Here is a 17,214-nt window from a genome sequence, read left to right as displayed (position 1 = left end):
TCGTCTGTGTTTGTTTAACCGGATATTGTTGTAGGTACATCTAACTTAAAAACCCCAAACTTGCGGCAACTTTAACTTCTCAACTAATCAACATCATTCATCGTTGTTACTTCGTCCAGCAATTCACAATAGCAATTTAATCTACAATCTGCTATTTTCTCGGAAATTACTTAGATTAAAAGTATTATATAATACTTTTAAGCGTTGAAAGCACAAAGCTATTAGCGACTCGAATGCTAATAGCCTGTGAAATCATCCGCCGCATTTTTTATTTAAACTTCGACGTTGTTGTGGATTTAGCTAACAGCTAAAAGCTAATTGCTAATCGCTATTAGTTATAGTCACGCCAAACACCAACAAGCATACCTTGCACTTGTACTTGCGTTGCCACAACTTCAATCGGGTTATATTTAGCATTTGCTGGTTTGAGAGTTACGCGATCGCCGCGACGGTAGAATCGTTTTAAAGTTGTACCATATCCATCTACTCGTGCAGCAACAATCGTACCATTGCGGAGTTTTTCTGGTTCGGAGACTGGGCGCATAATTGCCAAGTCACCCTCTGTAATCAAATCTTCAATCATACTGTCACCGACAACGCGCAAAGCATACGTGTGTGGTGGTAAAAATAAGTTAGAAAAATCCAACTGTTCCACAGTGTCAGTAAATGGTTCGAGTAAACCACCCGCAGCGATCGCACCCAAAACAGGGACACTTTGTTGCACGCGGTTGAGTATCCGAATTGTTCTTGCTTTACCTTCTGTCCATTCGATGTATCCTTTGATGCGGAGATGTTCTAAACGACTTTGAATCGGTGCAGGTGACTTCAAATTCATCGCCTGCATCATCTGACGAATCGATGGCGAATGCTGGTGTTGGCGAATATATTCACTTAGCCAGTCATACAATTGTTGTTGAGCTTCGGTGAGGGGTTCCATCATGGTTCGGGAGCTAAAATATAAATATCTATAAGAACATTCGTACTACATTATTGCCCCGAATAGCAAAAGAAACTACTGATAAAGTAATTTTTCTTTGAAAAGTTGAGAAAATTATGCTCTTGGTAATTGGTAATTGGTAATTGAGAGTTTACTACTTATTCGACTCCTAGCAAACTTGCGAGTAGTGCTTTTTGGGCATGAAGTCGATTTTCTGCTTGATCCCACACTCGCGATTGAGAACCTTCCATCACACCATCTGTAATCTCTTCACCGCGATGCGCTGGTAGGCAGTGTAGAACAATTGCGTCAGAATCAGCAAGACTCAGTAGCTGTTCGTTAATTTGATACGGCTGAAATACAGGAATTCTTGAATTTGCTTGTGATTCTTGCCCCATACTTGCCCATACATCTGTATAAAGTACGCTAGCACCTTTGGCAGCAGCTTCAGGATCTTGAGTGACAGTCACTTCAGATTTATTTTGGGCGATCGCTTTTGCTTGCTCTACAACTTTAGCATCTGGTACAAATTCCGCAGGTGTTGCAACGCGGACATTCATTCCCACCAATGCACAACCCAACATCAGCGAGTGTGCTACATTATTGCCATCGCCGACGTAAGTGAGTGTTAATCCTGCTAAATTACCAAAACACTCTTGAACGGTCAACAAATCAGCTAATATTTGACAAGGATGCTCCAAGTCACTTAACGCATTAATTACCGGAATTTTAGCGTAGTGTGCAAAAGTTTCCAGTTGCTGCTGTTCAAACGTACGAATTGCCAAAATATCTAAATAGCGATCCAAAACTCGCGCTGTATCTTCTACAGGTTCGCCGCGACTCACTTGAGTCACATCAGGATTCAAATCAATGACTTGTCCGCCAAGTTGATACATCGCGACGGAGAAACTCACCCGTGTGCGTGTGGAAGCTTTGTAAAACAGTAGTCCCAGGACTTTATTACAGTGCAGTTGCTTTCCCGCTTTTAACTCTGCTGCGAGTTGCAATAACTGTTTCACTTCATCTGCGTCTAAGTCAGCCAAGCTTAATAAATCGCGTCCTGTGAATGCTGCCATGCCAATCCTGGATGTTACCTGCGTTTACCTGATAAAGATAAACCGTACCAGATTTTTTTCACTTAGCCCAGTACATAGGTAGTCGTTTTGTAACAATATTAAAAAGTTGGTAACAGGTAACAGGTAATTGGTAATTGGTAAGAATATTGAGTAACTTCCCATTACCTATGACCGATTACCGCCTCAGCAGGTGTGATGTCTAACTCAGCCTCCCTACTTCGCTTGAACAAAAGCCTTGATCTAATGACTACATTTTTGCTATATTTATTTATTGTGCTGGTGTAGCTCAGTGGTAGAGCAGCTGATTTGTAATCAGCCGGTCGCAAGTTCAAATCTTGTCACCAGCTTTTAAAACTGAAATATGAAAAATATCAGAGGAAATCTGTATATTTCGATAAAGATTTCTTGAAGCCGACTCAAGATAACACTCTTCTACATAGCTTTTCTGTACTGTGGCATTAAAGGCAACAGCTAAGCTGAAAAGTAGTTTTATGTTAGATAATAAAGCATTATTCGATTATTGGCACGACAGGGTTCAGTTAAAAAACTACGAAAAAATTGAGGCAATTGCCCAACAAATACCAACGTACAAACTGCGTCATGAATGTACTAACTATGACACGCTGTGGCAAAGCCCAGAGGTTCAACAAGTAACAGAACCAGAACGCAGCCGCATTATTGCGATTATTAAATATGAATGTACCGCAAAAGTTCTTCAACATCGGGCTAGTTGTCTACGCGATCGCGCTAATGAGATTGAAGACGCTTACAAAGAAATACATCAACAGAAATCTCAGCTATTACGTCTTATCAAAGTACTGCAAGAAAAGCTTTTCGGCAAAGATCAGGAATTGCAACAGCTTGAAACACGCATAACTTCGTTGTCAGCCAAGAATGAGGCGCTACGAGTTGAGATTGAAAGCAACAAAGCAGCAGAAGAATTAAACAAAGAATTAGAGCAACTCAAGAAGCAGTACGATGCAGTTGAAAAGCGCAGACGCGAACTTGCTAAGAATAACCAAAGTCTAGGGGGAAGAGTCGCCCATACGCAACGCTACAAAAGGGAACGCGATGAAGCGAGAGCTTTAATTGCAGAACAAAAACGCCAAATTCTCACCTTAACACAAGAAAATCAGGAACTACGCGCAATAAATGAGCAATTTCTCCGCAAATTAAAAAGCCTAGCAGCAGAACCCACAATCGGATAAAAATATGAACCTGCAAAAACTCAAAGTCACAGTCTATGAGATTGCCGCAGTTAGTACAATCAAGCAACTCAAGACAAAATATGAGGCTCTTAAATCGCTAGATATGCGCCGTAAATCCTCTTGGGAACAAACAATAGAGATTGTACAGCAACATCAAAAAGAATTTACCAGTTGGTTAGAGAATCCACCTGATGAATACAAAGAATTATTTGCAGAAATTGATCGAGTTGCAAAAGACCATGACAACGAGTTAGCGATTCTCAAGCAAAAGAAACAAGCAATGATGTCAATCGCTGACGATTTAGAAGCCCTAGCTAATGAAATTTACGAAGAAGGCGATCGCTTAAAATATGAAGCTAGACAATCACAGCAAGCCGATTGGAACTAAAATTACAGACGCCTTCCGACTAAAGTCGGGGCTATTCAAACACAGTGTACCTGCGCACACTAGAGGATAAGAAGGTATGTCGCCCATCGAGTATGAATAAGTTCACCTGCATAAACTTCGATTTTATTTAGCTAGTGAATTCATTCGCTCAGTCCAATAAATTAAAATTAAGGTAACAGCCGCACAAGATTTATTCTTATATTTGCTGTTGCAATACAAATGACTGAACAACGCGATCCCGAATTACCACCCGCAGATTCTCAAAGCGATGAATCAGTGGTGAATGATTGGAAAAACCAAATTGCCAATCTTTGGCATAGCACAACATCGCGTTTTTGGCAAGCATTACCTATCGATCCTGCACAAACCGTAACGAAATGGTTTAGTATTAGTGACGAGCAAATCGCAGAAATTTTAGCGACAGTCCGTGCTGAATTACCAACAACAGAAGCACTGCTAATCGGTAAACCCCAAGCAGGAAAAAGTTCAATTGTACGGGGACTTACCGGAGTCTCAGCAGAAATTATCGGTCAAGGATTTCGCCCGCATACGCAACATACTGAACGCTATGCTTATCCTGCAAGCGATCTACCGTTACTGATTTTTACCGATACCGTTGGGCTAGGAGATGTCAATCAAAATACTCAAATCATAGTTGAGGAATTAATTGGATTACAGCAAGAAAGTAACCGCGCGAGAGTTTTGATTCTCACAGTCAAAATCAATGATTTTGCTACTGATACACTACGACAAATTGCCACACAACTGCGGCAGAAATATCCGGCGATTCCTTGTTTACTAGCCGTAACGTGCTTGCACGAGGTTTATCCTCCAGGAATTGAAGATCATCCAACTTATCCACCCAACTACACCGACGTAAATCGCGCTTTTGCAGCAATGCAAGAAACGTTTAGTGGATTGTGCGATCGCTCCGTGATGATCGACTTTACTCTTGAAGAAGATGGCTATACTCCGGTATTTTATGGCTTAGAAGCTTTACGAGATACTCTTGCCGACTTACTTCCTGAAGCCGAAGCCCGTGCAATTCATCAGCTATTAGATCAGGAAGTTGGCGAAAAAATTGGCAACCTTTACCGCGATGTTGGACGGCGCTACATCTTACCATTCTCAATTATGGCAGCGACACTTGCCGCCGTTCCATTACCTTTTGCCACAATGCCCGTATTAACAGCATTGCAAGTATCAATGGTAGGGCTACTCGGAAAGTTGTATGGACAGACATTATCGCGATCGCAAGCGGGAGGTGTCGTTAGTGCGATCGCGGGTGGTTTTTTAGCGCAAGCGATTGGGCGCGAGATCGTGAAATTTATCCCTGGTTTTGGCAGTGCGATCGCGGCTTCTTGGGCTGCGGCTTATACTTGGTCACTAGGAGAAGCTGCGTGTGTTTACTTCGGTGACTTGATGGGCGGTAAAAAACCCGATCCGCAGAAAATTCAAGCTGTGATGCAAGAAGCATTTCAATTGGCAAAAGCGCGGTTTAAGGGGATTCAGTCTTAATTTATTGGAGGTTAGGTAATAGGTAATTGGTAATGGGTAATTGGCTCTAACTCTTGTCTAGGGGTGGTGGTACAATACCAAACTTAGATAAACCTGCATCAATATCTTTCAGGAGTTGAAAATCTTCTTTGGGTAATGGAAATGTATTGTGTTGTTCTAAAAAGTCAAATGCTTGTCTAAACTGCTGCGATCGCGCTTTAATCGGTGCATCAAAATGACAAGGAATAATCCACTCAAAATTCCAACTTGCTACTTTATTCGCCCAGTTGATAGTTTCTTTGGGTGCGCGGTTGAGAATCAGAGTTTGCAGAATTGGTGCAACAAATAAACGACCATTTCCGCATAGCGCCTCGAATGATGGTTGCCAATTGTGTGTCCATTTAAACGGAAAAAGCCCAAAATAATTTTTGCGCGAACGATCTGGTGCTTTAAAGGCATTACGCAGTACCTCACCCCAGTTAACAACATCAAGGACGCTAGGACGAAAGTACAAAGCAAATAGTGCAGTACGTTGCCATCCCTTACGGCGATTGCTTTGGGTGTCTGCGATCGCGTCTGTGGCACTATCTTTAGCGTGGAAGAGTAGCGGATAAGGATCAAGTTGAACAATCGCGGGTGGTTCTTCGGGTACAGAAACTACCGAGTCAGTCACAAGTAATGTCTGCGATTTTTTGTGGAAGAAGGCAACTTCAGAAAATCGCCCAGGTCCAAGTTCAATTGCACCGAGGATAGCATAGTCGCACTCATCGGCAAAAGGCACTTGGCTGCTATCTTGGGGTAGTACGTGCGTGCGATCGCGTGGAAACCCCAGCCAACTGAGCGGTAAATTCAGCGGAAAACTCCACTGATTCGGCGCAACAAACACTTGAGCATTGGGAAAGCGGCGAGCAAACGGACCGACAAAAACTTTGTGTTCAATCCCAGAGATTGTTGGTAAGATAATATACTTGACATCGCCGTGTTCGGCAACTAATTCATTGACAAGCCGGATACACTCTGGAGTAGGTGCAACAGGTGCATAGATTAACAAGCCTTGATTGAGCTTCACAACAGTCATGCGAATTGGCACGACAACGTAGAAAATTCCTTGAACTTGGTCAAAAGTCCAAACAGTATCTTTAACTACCTCTTTGCGAATCGTCCGCCGCTTGCTAAACGGATACAGTGGCACAACGAACCAGAACCACCAGGCGAAGTCGTTGCGATGAGATTTTTCTAGTGTTTCCTGCGCGTTCATCGTTGTTCTAGCTATTCCAGGTTTCTCCTGTAAATCAACATTGGTGGATGTTGTGCAATCGCCATTCTAGGAGATCTCCTAGAATACTATGTTAACTGCAATACTAAAAGCTTAATGTCAGCTACCTCAAGTATCAGAGAGATGCGATGGGTAAGGTGAATGTTCAGTTATATTCGCTCCTTGCATCCACGAAACCACTATTTCCACTGATAAACCATTGTCGCGCGATCGCCGAGTTGGTTAGGAACCCAGAATCGAAGAACATCTTCAGAGGTTCACCTGGGATGAACCTGCCTCCATGCTGCGTACGTGACTGCATGTAGTTTATCTGCCTCAGTCACCTAATCGGGTATATGGGCAGAAAACTGATCTATCTAACAGCTACGTTGAGCAGCGGTAGATAATCCGAAAATGATCATCAGCAGTTGTCAACCGTCCAAGGCAAAACAATTGCTTAAATGCAATGGATATGAGGGTGGTGTAGTACAACTGAAGTATCCTTATTGTAAGGCGACAAAAGCGATAGTTGCGACGCAAACATCTTAAAGGTAAGATACATCAAAAGCGACTTATGCGACAAAAGCGACAAGAGCAAGGAGAGCATCGTGGGGAAAACGAACAGTTTTTAACCACTAACGAAATAGCAGAGATCCTTCGAGTGCATCAGAGAACAGTGCAACGATGGATCTCATCTAATCGGCTGAAAGCTACAAAAGTGGGACCAAAAATTTTGAGAGTTCGTAGGCAGGATCTCAATGAATTTCTCGAAAGTCAAAATCAAGATCATCAGGAACAATCGTTAGATGGCTACAGGGATACCAAGTAAACTTAAACGTAATGGTACTTCGAGGAATGGCAATAGAATGCCCTTCAGATTAGAGTATGAAGGGAAGGTAGCAGTTGAAGAAATTTTTAATATTGCTCCAGCGCAGTTGAATTGCGTTATTCGTACAGATGATAAAGCGCTGAGAGAACCTCACCGTAGCATCTTTGTAGAAAAGCAGCCTAGAAATCGATTGATTTATGGCGAAAACTTAAGGGTTCTTAAAGCCTTATTGGATGATGTTAATGTTGCAGGAAAAGTTAGGCTTATATATATTGATCCACCATATGCTACAGGTTCTGGCTTTGAATCTAGAAAGCAGAGTCACGCGTATCATGATTTGATTAATGGGGCTGACTACCTAGAGTTTCTCCGCCAACGGTTAATTTTGCTCAGAGAACTACTAGCTAATGATGGCTCTATTTATGTCCATCTAGATGACAATATGGCTTTTCCTGTCAAAGTTCTGATGGACGAAATTTTCGGCTCTAAGAATTTCCGAAATTGGATCGCAAGAAAGAAATGTAACCCTAAGAATTATACTCGCAAGCAGTACGGAAATATTTCAGACTATATCTTGTTCTATACCAAAAGTGAAAACTATGTATGGAACCAAGCATTTGAAGCCTGGACAGATGATACAGCTAAAAAAGAATATCAATATGTAGAAGAAGGAACTGGAAGACGTTATAAAAAAGTTCCTATTCATGCTCCAGGAACAAGGAATGGTGCTACAGGACAACGGTGGAAAGGAATGCTTCCACCTCCTGGTAAGCATTGGCAATATACACCAGAAACTTTAGATGAAATGGATGCAAGAGGTGAAATTTATTGGTCGCCAACAGGTAATCCTAGACGAAAAGTGTATCTTGATAACAGTAAAGGAATTCCAGTTCAAGATATTTGGCTTGATTTTAAGGATGCCCATAATCAAAATATTAAGATTACAGGCTATCCCACTGAAAAGAACTCAGAAATACTTAGGCGTATTATTCTTGCCTCTTCTAATACGGGCGATCTAGTACTAGATGCTTTTTCTGGCAGTGGTACAACAGTGGCAGTTGCGGAAGAACTAAAAAGGCAATGGATAGCGATAGATAATTCCTCACTTGCGATAGAAACAACAGTTCATCGCCTAAGCTCAGGTACTGAGGCGATGGGCGACTTTGTTAATAGTAATGGAACTAAGATAAAACAGGAATCCTTGTTGAACACTAGTAGAGTGTTACGCACCGGACTTGATGTATATTTCGAGTTTTCGTCAGATCTTCAAAGCATTTCAGAAGCTTTAGTTAAGGAGTGGTATAGTAAACTTAACTTTCAAGCCAATCTCTAGTGAATCTTTCCTCCAGCATTTTGAGAGTACACACCATCACTCTTCCCCTACCGTAGTTTTCTAGCGCAGCGTAGTCATTCCACATAGAACCGAGCGTAAGTCCTGGACCGTCATTTAGAAAAAATACTTTTAGAGGTAACTTATATGTATCAGCATATCTGAGAATGTCAGTCACTTTATCTCTGTTTCCGCCTGTACGATCATCCTCTTGCGCTCCTCCTCGATCTGAATCGTAACGGGCAAAGCCTACAACCAATGGCGTTTTATCCTGACGAGAAATAAGAATGTCTGCTGGTGTTTTTGCATCCCAATCCTTTAACACTTCATCAAGCATTACATCTCTTCCAGCACGTACTGGACCTTGAATCAAATACTCTGAATCAAAATTTGACTCGAACCACAAAAAGAACGCTTCCGTTAGTTCGTATCCTTTTTGTCCACGGCTTTTATACTCCATAAGAATAGCCATGAGTGCTTCATCAGGGTTTGGACGGCTTGCTAAATTTACTCTAACTTCCTCTATGGTTCTAAATCTATGTCCATAGTTCTCAATGATGGATGGAATTTTCTTCTTGACCTTTAACATTTCAACAGAGGTGTCCGGTGATACATACTTACGAAAAACTCGTAACAACTGAGTTCGAGACGGGTTTGGTTTCTCTGCAATGCTTGTAAGCAAGTCACTAGCACTACTAGCCATACTAGCTAACTCTGCAAACTGTTCTATAACACTACTGTAAATAGTTCTTGCTTCATCAAGGTAGTCTGGGTAAAATTCTGAGTCGATGAAAGTAATGTATTGAGAAGCTTTGCTTTTGTAGTCACTAAATGAGATCAAGGAACATCTCCTTAATAAATAGCTGTCACTGCTGTTTTGCCCATAGAACAGAAATTTTCTTAATTTTCTTGCTACTCAGGTGTTAGTCATATATTTTTGTATATTTATCAGATTTGGATGCCTATGCAGAACCTTCTGTGTTAACACGCTGAATCATCTAAATAAAAGTAGTTTATAAAAAACCGTTTTAAAAAGTGATTTAAAAAATATTTGTATTTACTTACTTAGTCTGAAAGATGTTTTGCACCATTTTTTTATCAACGCTTGCGGCTGCTCGATCTAATTCTGCAATCTCGTTAGCATCCAATTTCCAACCTAAAGCACCAATATTTTCTTTTGCCTGTTCTACTGATTTGGCACCAGGAATCGGGATAGTTCCTTTGCAGATACACCAATTAAGTGCTACCTGCGACATTGTTTTGTTTCTTGATTGCGCTATCTCGCGCAGACATGATAAAAGTGGTTGAGTTCCTGGTAATAACTGTCGAAACAATAGTCCGCGAATACCTTTTGGGAAAGAACCTTTTTCGGAGTATTTTCCTGTGAGTATACCTAGTGCAAGTGGGCTGTAGGCAATTAGTTTTATTCCCAGTTCATCACAAACATCTTTTAATCTCAACTGCGTCACAGGATAGGTAGATAGCAATGAGTATTGAACTTGTAGAGTTGCGATTGGTACTCCTTGCTCACTAAATCTTTTATGCACCCATTGCAGTCGTTTTGGTCCATAATTAGATAATCCTACGCCTTTAACTAATTCCTGTTCGTAGAGTTCTGCAAGACCATCTAAAAGCGCACCTTCTTGCCAAGGCGCATAATTAGCTGTAGACCAGTGCATCTGTACCAAATCGACGTTTCGCCTCAAGCGTTGGGCAGAAGATTTGCCAGCTTTCACCATTGACTGACGTGTTAATCGCCAAGGATACGCTGCTAGTTTAGTTGCAATGCAGATGTCTTCTTTACCCGCACCGTTATACTCCCTAGCAAAACGTCCCAACAACGATTCGCTGCGCCCGTTTAAGCGCCCAGTTCCATAAGAATCACCTGTATCAAACAATGTGACACCATGACTCACGCAGAGGTTAAAAACAGCTTGCAATTGACTATCCATGCTTTCGTCGTAGCCCCAAAGCAAGCGATTACCCCACGCCCAAGTACCACAGCCCATTGTGGGGAGGATGAGTTGTTGATGCATAGTTTGTGACTGGTAGCTTTTATTTATCGTACAAGCGATTGCGCGTAGCGCCCAAAGCGATCGCCTACAACTCTTCTACATTTGTGCGGCTTGAAAAATTGTATTAGTAGTTAAATCGAGTTCTGGAAAAATGTTAGAATCCAAGCGTTGACCGGAAATAAAGCGCTGCATCTGATATTCACCTTCAACCAATTGACACACCGTAATTGTAGGTTGCTTTGGTTTACCGATATAACGCACTGCTCCCAAAGCCCGAAAATCGACGATCCAGTATTCAGGAATAGCCATCGCTTCATATTCCACTAGCTTGTGCGCATAATCATCTTGCCAGTTTGTACTGACAACTTCAATGACCAATGGAACTGTTTTACCGTATTGAATCGTTGACGCTTTCTCCCAAAGAGGTTCTTCTGTAAGAACTGTACGATTAAGTATCACAATATCGGGTTGATATCCCGAATCAGGAAAACGCGGTTTTATTAAGCAAGTACGAGGAATCGTGTAAGGGAGTTTGGCGGTGCGAATTGCTAATGTTAGTTCTTCGGCAAGAAAACCCGCAATTAGTTCGTGGGAACCAGTAGGTTGCATTTCGATAACAATTCCATTATGTAGCTCATAGCGTCTGCCGTTGTCTGGATACCACTCGACAAATTCTGCAAAGCTCATGCGTTCTGGTAAGGTTTGAATCATTGCCACACACGATCGCACTTTCTTCCTCATCCTATCTCGCAGTAAAGTAAAATTATCTCTTATTCGGCACTTAAATAGACTCATCCCATGCTGTGCGACTATTTAGTACAAATCTTGACTGCCCGCGTGTACGATGTCGCGCAAGAAACACCGCTTGATTATGCTGCAAATCTATCCGCACGGCTGAATAATAAAATTTTCCTCAAGCGCGAAGATATGCAATCGGTGTTTTCCTTCAAGCTGCGGGGTGCTTATAATAAAATGGTAAATCTGCCCCCAGAGATGCTATCACAGGGTGTCATTGCGGCTTCGGCGGGAAATCACGCCCAAGGTGTTGCTTTAGCGGCGCGTCAGTTAGGAACACAGGCATTTATTGTGATGCCAGTAACAACACCTCAAGTTAAAGTTGACGCAGTGCGATCGCGTGGTGGAGAGGTAGTTTTACACGGTGATACCTACGATGATGCTTATGCGTATGCGCGTCAGATGGAAGCTGAAAAAGGCTTGACTTTTATCCATCCGTTTGACGATCCAGAGGTGATTGCAGGACAGGGAACCATTGGGATGGAAATTCTGCGGCAACATCAACAACCAATTCATGCTATTTTTGTCGCGATTGGTGGTGGCGGATTGATTTCGGGAATTGCAGCGTATGTGAAGAGGTTGCGTCCAGAAATTAAGATAATTGGTGTTGAACCTGTTGATGCCGATGCGATGTCTCAGTCACTCAAAGCAGGAAAACGCGTGCGATTGTCGCAAGTTGGTTTATTTGCAGATGGTGTTGCGGTGCGCGAAGTTGGTGAAGAAACGTTTCACTTGTGTCAGCAGTATGTTGATGAAATTATGCTGGTTGATACGGATGCTACCTGTGCCGCAATCAAAGATGTATTTGAAGATACACGCTCAATTTTAGAACCTGCAGGAGCATTAGCGATCGCTGCTGCCAAAGCTTATGTCGAACGCGAACAAATCCAAGAACAAACACTTGTTGCGGTTGCTTGCGGTGCAAATATGAACTTTGATCGTCTCAGGTTTGTTGCCGAACGTGCAGAACTAGGCGAACGCCGCGAAGCTATCTATGCAGTTGCTATTCCCGAACAACAGGGTAGTTTACGCAAGTTTTGTGAATGTATCGGTAAGCGCAACTTAACCGAGTTTAACTATCGCATTGCAGATGAAAAAGAAGCGCATATTTTTGTAGGAGTGCAAATTCAAAATCGTGCGGATCAGGTTAAGTTGGTCGAAACATTTGAAGGATGTGGCTTTAAGACGATTGATTTAACCGATGACGAACTGACAAAATTGCACTTACGACACATGGTTGGCGGACATTCTCCACTAGCGCACAATGAGTTACTCTACCGCTTTGAATTTCCCGAACGCCCTGGCGCGTTAATGAAGTTTGTTGGTTCAATGAGTCCTGATTGGAATATCAGTTTATTTCACTACCGCAACAACGGTGCAGACTACGGGAGAATTGTTGTCGGAATGCAAGTACCACCCCACGAGATGAAACAGTGGCAAGCATTTCTCGATACTTTGGGCTATCGATATTGGGATGAAAGTCAGAATCCAGCTTATAAGTTATTTTTGGGATAACGTCAACTTTGTCAATGTACCCTATACCCAAGAATCTAGGTAAGTATAACCTAATATTAGCTGCCAACGGGAAGACTTTGCTCAATCTGGATCGTTTGACCTGGAAAACCCTTAGCTTGAACCCGCTGGACGGCAATTGAGGCTGTTCCACCATAGTTAATGCAACCACTCATCGAGTTGGTAGTAGTAAAAAATGCGGTTCTCACGCGCAGTGGCACTTTTGGGAAAACACAAATTCTCCGGCGAGGAATGTTAAATGCTGTTTCAATGGTTTCAAAGTTACTGCTGGTGAACGTATGTGTGGCTGTGATAACTGTCATTTTAAAACTCCTGATTTATACTGATGAGTGCCTTATAAGGTCTATACTGACTACTGCACATGACAGATTACGAATTTTGACTTATTAATTGGTTGGCTCAGTTGCAAAATTTAAAACGGCAATTTTTGTGCTATGGAATTCATCTTCTAGGCGTTAGTGACACATTGATTCCTTAATATTGATAGACAAAAACTCAAATTCTGTTACAAAATCAAAATCTATAAATTTGAGCTTCTAACTATTAGCAACAAACTCAAGTAACCCTTTTCAATAAAGGTATAAGTTTTTGTAAAAATTATTCATAAAATACTTAATGCTTGATATTTGCCCCTTGTCAGAAGTTTACTGCTGAGGATGCGATCGCCATTTACCTCTAAAGATTGATGAAAAGTTCCCTCGTCTTGTCTGAAGTTAATGACATTACTGTCCTGCATGGGGGAAAACTTTATGCCCCATAAGCACATCAACAATTTACTTGACTCAGTAAATATTATCTTGCTTGGGTTCCACTCTCTGTGTGCAGCTATGAGAAAATAGAGATAGTATCTAGCACAAGAAACTGGAATAGGGATTATTTATTAGCTGCATAGGTTGTATTCACCAACTGTTGCTTTACTTAAAATTTAGCTTTTTATCCTAAATTTATTATGACCACTGCAAATTTTCCCCCTGGACCTAAGGGTCATTTCCTCATTGGTAATATACCAGAAGTTAATCGAGATCCACTTAACTTCTGTAGCCAGTGCGCTCATAAGTATGGTGACATTATTGGCTGGCAGTTCGGTTTGGTTCCAGCCATTATGCTTAATCATCCTAACTTGATTGAGGAAGTATTAGTTACCCAGCACCAGAACTTTGTCAAAAGTAGTGTGTACCGACGCGGACTGCGTGTTGTAGGTAACGGCTTGCTTACCAGTGAAGGTGACTTCTGGCAGCGTCAGCGTCGTCTGGTTCAACCAGCTTTCCACCAAGAGCGAATTGCAAACTACGCTCAGGTGATGGTTGCCTATGCCAACCGATTACTTGACTCTTGGCAAGATGGTTCTATCCGCGATCTTCACCAGGATATGATGTCGCTGACTTCACAGATTGTGTCTAAGGCACTATTTAACATCGATATTGCTGGTGAAATTTCAGGGGTGCAGGCTGCCTTAAATGCAGTTATGGATTTTAATGCCAAACTTAGCAATCAGTATCTGCTACCCACCTGGATGCCTACTCCTAGTAACTTACGCTACCAAAAAGCTATTCAACAACTAGATGAAATTGTGTACCACATTATCGACCAGCGAAGAGCTAGCAGCGATGATACAGGAGACTTACTTTCAATTCTGCTGCAAGTGCGAGACGAAGGTGATGGCACTGGAATGACGAATCAGCAAGTGCGAGATGAGGCAATGACCTTGTTTCTAGCAGGACACGAAACAACTGCCAACGCCATGACATGGACATGGTTTCTTTTAGCACAGCATTCTCAAGTAGAAGCGAAATTGCACGAGGAACTGCAAACCGTTCTGGGCGATCGCACACCAACAGTTGCCGATCTACGTCAGTTGCGCTACACAGAGCAAATTGTGCTGGAAGCCATGCGACTGTATCCACCTGTGTGGGGAATGAGCCGAGTCGCAAAACATGACTGTGTTCTTGGCGGGTATGAAGTGAAAGCTGGTACAACTGTATTTATATGCCAGTGGAATGTCCACCGAGATTCTAGATTCTTTGAACAGCCAGAAGTTTTTTACCCCGAGCGTTGGGCAGACAATCAGATCAAGAAGTTGCCTCACTTTGCCTACTTCCCCTTTGGTGGTGGTCAACACATATGCATTGGCAAGGCTTTCGCCATGATGGAAGCCGTTTTGCTTTTGGCAACACTCGCCTCAAAGTTTCGCTTGACGCTACAACCAAATCATCCAGTTGTGCTGCAACCATCGCTCACACTCCGCCCACGATACGGGATGAAGATGTTGCTCAAAAAGCGGTAGTTATTTGATTTGGCTGCAGATGAGCTTGATACTATCCTTAGTAAGCCATGATTGCGAATCTTGCAGTAACTGCTAGTAGTAAGCATGATGAGATCAACAATCAGACTCTGATCGAGGCAGGCGTAAGATATGGTGCGACTTAAAGTGTGGCAATGGGTTATATTGGCAACTCCAATTGCAGCAATTATCGGTTTCTTACTGTTCGCAGCAGGTTGGCAAATTCATGAGTGGCGAGTGAATTGGATTTGGGGTGTATTCATTCTTGTATTCGTTGGTTGGCGTTGGTTGCTGGTGAAGTGGACTCGCCTAGCCGTGGCGCAGGTCGAAGCAGTTGTCACTGAAGTTAGCCAGGAATTAGCATCTGCAAGCGATGAGATGCTACCAATCAAAAGTGATACCGCAACTCGAGTAGAAACTGCACTACAAGAAACTTTGAAAAAAGCACAAAGCGATCGCCCGATTTGGGAAGATTGGCAAATTTTTTGGCAACGCTGTCAGAATCTTGTCGTTGCTGTTGCCCATATTTATCATCCCGAAGTAAAGTACCCTTTACTCAATATCTATATTCCTCAAGCTTACGGATTGATTCGGGGAACTGTCGATGATATGGATCGGTGGATGCAAAAGTTATCCCCCGCACTCAATCAAGTTACCGTAGGGCAAGCATATCAAGCCTATGAAGTGTATCAAAAACTCGAACCATCAGCGCGAAAAGTTTGGCAAGCTTGGAACTGGGCGCAGTGGTTGTTAAACCCAGCAGTAGCAGTCGCTAAACAAGCAACTCAACGTTCGAGTAACCAAGCAACGCAGCAATTATTAGTTAATTTAAGTCAATTACTCCGCGAAGCTGCTTTACGCAACTTATGTAAGCAAGCGATCGCACTTTACAGCGGTACTACGCTACCTAGCACGTTTTCCCCTACAACACCAACACTCCCCAAAGCACAAACGCAAACACTGCGCGAAATCTTAGAGAAAGCTGAACCTGTCGAGGAAGTTAAGCAAAAGCCTGTCAGTATCTTACTTGCTGGGCGCACTGGTGCAGGAAAAAGCAGCTTAATTAACACCTTATTTCAAGCTGAGTTAGCAGAAGTGGATGTGTTACCGAGTACGGATCGCATTCAAAACTATCATTGGCAATCTGATACTGGAGAACTAATGCTGTGGGATACACCAGGCTACGAACAAGCGAACCGTGATGATTTGCGCGAACTTGTCCTTGATTATGCTACGAATGCAGATTTACTTCTCATCGTTACCCCAGCACTCGATCCGGCGTTGCAAATGGATGTAGACTTTCTGCAAGATATCAAAACCGAAGTTGCAGATTTACCTGCGATCGCGGTTGTTACCCAAGTCGATCGTCTGCGTCCAATCCGTGAGTGGGAACCTCCGTATGATTGGGAATGGGGCGAGCGCCCGAAAGAAATTGCCATTCGCGAAGCAACTGCATATCGCGCTCAATTACTCAGTGAATGCGATCTTGTTTTACCTGTGGTTACTGGCGGTCTTAATACAGGTCGAACAGCGTGGGGAATCGATGCACTATCCTTAGCCTTAGTCGAGGCGATTTCTCCTGCAAAGCAACTGCGACTTGCACGATTTTTGCGTAACTTAGAAGCCCGCACAGTTGCTGCTGCTAAAATTATTGACCATTACACTTTCCAGATGACAACTACCCAAGGACTCGCCGCACTCCTCAAAAGTCCTGTTTTACAATTCATCTCTACAGTTTCCACAGGTTCTTCCACGCTTGCCTATATCTTAGCCGAGCAAATTCCTGTAGAACAGTTGCCTGTTGTGATTGGTAAGCTACAAATGGCGTATGAGCTTTTCTCGCTTTTGAAGCCTGGTAATAAGCGTAACTTCGATCTTCTCTCGCTTTGGTCACTTTTATTAGAAAATACCTCAGCACCAGAGCGTAACGCTTGGGCATTTGGTCATGCTTTAGTAGAATATTGGACAGAAAATCTTAGCGTTGAAGAACTGCAACAGCGGTTTGAAAAATACTTACAGCAGGCTTGATTATGAAAAGCCTGGCGAATGAATTCGCAGCCAGATAAACAA

At 42.6% G+C, this 17,214-nt stretch carries 17 protein-coding genes and 1 tRNA gene; 9 read left to right on the top strand and 9 right to left on the bottom strand.

Annotated elements, in window-relative coordinates; all coding sequences use genetic code 11:
- Positions 1 to 331 precede the first annotated feature (331 nt).
- The gene (gene lexA, locus CSQ79_RS21800) at positions 332 to 937 is read right to left on the bottom strand and encodes a transcriptional repressor LexA (RefSeq protein ID WP_099703236.1); all 606 of its coding nucleotides are present in this window, start codon (positions 935 to 937) and stop codon (positions 332 to 334) included.
- A gap of 158 nt (positions 938 to 1,095) precedes the next feature.
- Complete coding sequence (argF, locus tag CSQ79_RS21795; RefSeq protein ID WP_099703235.1) at positions 1,096 to 2,013, bottom strand: ornithine carbamoyltransferase; 918 nt, start codon at positions 2,011 to 2,013, stop codon at positions 1,096 to 1,098.
- Positions 2,014 to 2,288: 275 nt separating this feature from the next.
- Here argF and CSQ79_RS21790 point away from each other — a divergent pair.
- From CSQ79_RS21790 to CSQ79_RS21775, 4 genes are all read left to right on the top strand, one after another.
- Positions 2,289 to 2,360: transfer RNA gene (locus CSQ79_RS21790), tRNA-Thr, on the top strand.
- A gap of 144 nt (positions 2,361 to 2,504) precedes the next feature.
- Positions 2,505 to 3,221, top strand: coding sequence for a hypothetical protein (locus tag CSQ79_RS21785; protein WP_099703234.1), 717 nt, complete (start codon positions 2,505 to 2,507; stop codon positions 3,219 to 3,221).
- Positions 3,222 to 3,225: 4 nt separating this feature from the next.
- The gene (locus tag CSQ79_RS21780; RefSeq protein ID WP_099703233.1) at positions 3,226 to 3,609 is read left to right on the top strand and encodes a hypothetical protein; all 384 of its coding nucleotides are present in this window, start codon (positions 3,226 to 3,228) and stop codon (positions 3,607 to 3,609) included.
- A 219-nt stretch (positions 3,610 to 3,828) separates the two neighbouring features.
- Positions 3,829 to 5,127, top strand: coding sequence for a GTPase family protein (locus CSQ79_RS21775; RefSeq protein WP_099703232.1), 1,299 nt, complete (start codon positions 3,829 to 3,831; stop codon positions 5,125 to 5,127).
- Positions 5,128 to 5,173: 46 nt separating this feature from the next.
- Here CSQ79_RS21775 and CSQ79_RS21770 read toward each other — a convergent pair whose 3' ends face one another.
- Positions 5,174 to 6,364, bottom strand: coding sequence for a DUF4336 domain-containing protein (locus CSQ79_RS21770; RefSeq protein ID WP_099703231.1), 1,191 nt, complete (start codon positions 6,362 to 6,364; stop codon positions 5,174 to 5,176).
- A 163-nt stretch (positions 6,365 to 6,527) separates the two neighbouring features.
- On the bottom strand, positions 6,528 to 6,683 hold the full coding sequence (locus CSQ79_RS28300; protein WP_289501409.1) for a hypothetical protein: 156 nt from the start codon (positions 6,681 to 6,683) through the stop codon (positions 6,528 to 6,530).
- A 252-nt stretch (positions 6,684 to 6,935) separates the two neighbouring features.
- On the opposite strand from CSQ79_RS28300, the gene CSQ79_RS21765 reads away from it, so the two are divergent.
- Together CSQ79_RS21765 and CSQ79_RS21760 are read left to right on the top strand one after the other, a co-directional pair.
- Positions 6,936 to 7,190, top strand: coding sequence for a helix-turn-helix domain-containing protein (locus tag CSQ79_RS21765; protein WP_099703230.1), 255 nt, complete (start codon positions 6,936 to 6,938; stop codon positions 7,188 to 7,190).
- Positions 7,168 to 8,523 carry a site-specific DNA-methyltransferase gene (locus CSQ79_RS21760; RefSeq protein WP_099703229.1) on the top strand — a complete coding sequence of 452 codons (1,356 nt, stop codon included), beginning with the start codon at positions 7,168 to 7,170 and terminating at the stop codon, positions 8,521 to 8,523. The genes CSQ79_RS21765 and CSQ79_RS21760 overlap by 23 nt, the downstream gene beginning before the upstream one ends.
- Here CSQ79_RS21760 and CSQ79_RS21755 read toward each other — a convergent pair.
- From CSQ79_RS21755 to CSQ79_RS21745, 3 genes are all read right to left on the bottom strand, one after another.
- Positions 8,501 to 9,361, bottom strand: coding sequence for a hypothetical protein (locus CSQ79_RS21755; RefSeq protein ID WP_099703228.1), 861 nt, complete (start codon positions 9,359 to 9,361; stop codon positions 8,501 to 8,503). The genes CSQ79_RS21760 and CSQ79_RS21755 overlap by 23 nt on opposite strands.
- Before the next feature lie 220 nt (positions 9,362 to 9,581).
- Positions 9,582 to 10,556, bottom strand: coding sequence for an aldo/keto reductase (locus CSQ79_RS21750; protein ID WP_099703227.1), 975 nt, complete (start codon positions 10,554 to 10,556; stop codon positions 9,582 to 9,584).
- 75 nt (positions 10,557 to 10,631) lie between these two features.
- Positions 10,632 to 11,276: a Uma2 family endonuclease gene (locus CSQ79_RS21745; protein WP_502693953.1), complete on the bottom strand. Its 645-nt coding sequence runs from the start codon at positions 11,274 to 11,276 to the stop codon at positions 10,632 to 10,634.
- 57 nt (positions 11,277 to 11,333) lie between these two features.
- Between CSQ79_RS21745 and ilvA the strand changes: the two genes are divergently transcribed.
- Complete coding sequence (gene ilvA, locus CSQ79_RS21740; RefSeq protein ID WP_099703226.1) at positions 11,334 to 12,845, top strand: threonine ammonia-lyase, biosynthetic; 1,512 nt, start codon at positions 11,334 to 11,336, stop codon at positions 12,843 to 12,845.
- 56 nt (positions 12,846 to 12,901) lie between these two features.
- Here the strand turns inward: ilvA and CSQ79_RS21735 are convergent, their stop codons facing one another.
- Entirely contained in the window at positions 12,902 to 13,165 is a 264-nt protein-coding gene (locus tag CSQ79_RS21735; RefSeq protein WP_099703225.1) for a hypothetical protein, read from the bottom strand.
- A 299-nt stretch (positions 13,166 to 13,464) separates the two neighbouring features.
- On the bottom strand, positions 13,465 to 13,599 hold the full coding sequence (locus CSQ79_RS28295; RefSeq protein WP_289501407.1) for a hypothetical protein: 135 nt from the start codon (positions 13,597 to 13,599) through the stop codon (positions 13,465 to 13,467).
- A gap of 213 nt (positions 13,600 to 13,812) precedes the next feature.
- Here CSQ79_RS28295 and CSQ79_RS21730 point away from each other — a divergent pair, with 213 nt between their 5' ends.
- Positions 13,813 to 15,147 (top strand): cytochrome P450, encoded by a 1,335-nt coding sequence (locus CSQ79_RS21730; RefSeq protein ID WP_099703224.1) that lies wholly within the window; start codon positions 13,813 to 13,815, stop codon positions 15,145 to 15,147.
- Positions 15,148 to 15,276: 129 nt separating this feature from the next.
- Complete coding sequence (locus CSQ79_RS21725) at positions 15,277 to 17,172, top strand: GTPase family protein (RefSeq protein WP_099703223.1); 1,896 nt, start codon at positions 15,277 to 15,279, stop codon at positions 17,170 to 17,172.
- The last annotated feature ends 42 nt before the right edge of the window (positions 17,173 to 17,214 follow it).

Source organism: Gloeocapsopsis sp. IPPAS B-1203 (genome assembly GCF_002749975.1).
Taxonomy (GTDB): domain Bacteria; phylum Cyanobacteriota; class Cyanobacteriia; order Cyanobacteriales; family Chroococcidiopsidaceae; genus Gloeocapsopsis.
Note: the sequence above shows the minus strand (reverse complement) of the source record. Positions and strands in the feature narration are given on the sequence as shown.

Excerpts from the sequence above, each read along its gene's own strand:
- lexA (WP_099703236.1), bottom strand. The coding sequence starts at position 937 with ATGGAACCCCTCACCGAAGCTCAACAACAATTGTATGACTGGCTAAGT.
- argF (WP_099703235.1), bottom strand. The coding sequence starts at position 2,013 with ATGGCAGCATTCACAGGACGCGATTTATTAAGCTTGGCTGACTTAGAC.
- CSQ79_RS21785 (WP_099703234.1), top strand. The coding sequence starts at position 2,505 with ATGTTAGATAATAAAGCATTATTCGATTATTGGCACGACAGGGTTCAG.
- CSQ79_RS21780 (WP_099703233.1), top strand. The coding sequence starts at position 3,226 with ATGAACCTGCAAAAACTCAAAGTCACAGTCTATGAGATTGCCGCAGTT.
- CSQ79_RS21775 (WP_099703232.1), top strand. The coding sequence starts at position 3,829 with ATGACTGAACAACGCGATCCCGAATTACCACCCGCAGATTCTCAAAGC.
- CSQ79_RS21770 (WP_099703231.1), bottom strand. The coding sequence starts at position 6,364 with ATGAACGCGCAGGAAACACTAGAAAAATCTCATCGCAACGACTTCGCC.
- CSQ79_RS28300 (WP_289501409.1), bottom strand. The coding sequence starts at position 6,683 with ATGCAGTCACGTACGCAGCATGGAGGCAGGTTCATCCCAGGTGAACCT.
- CSQ79_RS21765 (WP_099703230.1), top strand. The coding sequence starts at position 6,936 with ATGCGACAAAAGCGACAAGAGCAAGGAGAGCATCGTGGGGAAAACGAA.
- CSQ79_RS21760 (WP_099703229.1), top strand. The coding sequence starts at position 7,168 with ATGGCTACAGGGATACCAAGTAAACTTAAACGTAATGGTACTTCGAGG.
- CSQ79_RS21750 (WP_099703227.1), bottom strand. The coding sequence starts at position 10,556 with ATGCATCAACAACTCATCCTCCCCACAATGGGCTGTGGTACTTGGGCG.
- CSQ79_RS21745 (WP_502693953.1), bottom strand. The coding sequence starts at position 11,276 with ATGAGGAAGAAAGTGCGATCGTGTGTGGCAATGATTCAAACCTTACCA.
- ilvA (WP_099703226.1), top strand. The coding sequence starts at position 11,334 with ATGCTGTGCGACTATTTAGTACAAATCTTGACTGCCCGCGTGTACGAT.
- CSQ79_RS21735 (WP_099703225.1), bottom strand. The coding sequence starts at position 13,165 with ATGACAGTTATCACAGCCACACATACGTTCACCAGCAGTAACTTTGAA.
- CSQ79_RS28295 (WP_289501407.1), bottom strand. The coding sequence starts at position 13,599 with ATGCAGGACAGTAATGTCATTAACTTCAGACAAGACGAGGGAACTTTT.
- CSQ79_RS21730 (WP_099703224.1), top strand. The coding sequence starts at position 13,813 with ATGACCACTGCAAATTTTCCCCCTGGACCTAAGGGTCATTTCCTCATT.
- CSQ79_RS21725 (WP_099703223.1), top strand. The coding sequence starts at position 15,277 with ATGGTGCGACTTAAAGTGTGGCAATGGGTTATATTGGCAACTCCAATT.